Raw genomic sequence first — 231 nt, 5'->3', positions numbered from 1 at the left:
ATGCGGGGGCGGCCGCAGACAGCAACAGGCCCGTTGCGGCCAAGACGATTATGTTCATTCTGTCCCCTTTCCGGTACCGATCAGTGCCGGAAAACGCTATGTTTGGGGACGAATGGGGACAAGGTTCGTCAATTACTCTCCCGCATCAGCTCGCGGGCGGTGATGACACGCATGATCTCGTTGGTGCCTTCGAGGATCTGGTGGACGCGCAGGTCGCGGTAGATGCGCTCG

1 protein-coding gene is annotated in these 231 nt (G+C 59.7%); it reads right to left on the bottom strand.

Translation table 11 applies throughout. The annotated features are described in order from the left end of the window. Positions 1 to 128: 128 nt before the first annotated feature. Positions 129 to 231: acyl-CoA dehydrogenase family protein (locus tag ACTIFJ_RS14315; RefSeq protein WP_439534787.1), on the bottom strand; the 103-nt coding region annotated here is incomplete at its 5' end.

It is taken from the genome of Polymorphobacter sp., from assembly GCF_051860865.1.
Taxonomy (GTDB): Bacteria; Pseudomonadota; Alphaproteobacteria; order Sphingomonadales; family Sphingomonadaceae; genus Sandarakinorhabdus.
The sequence above is the reverse complement of the archived record's forward strand: the minus strand, read 5'-3'. Positions and strand labels throughout refer to the sequence as shown.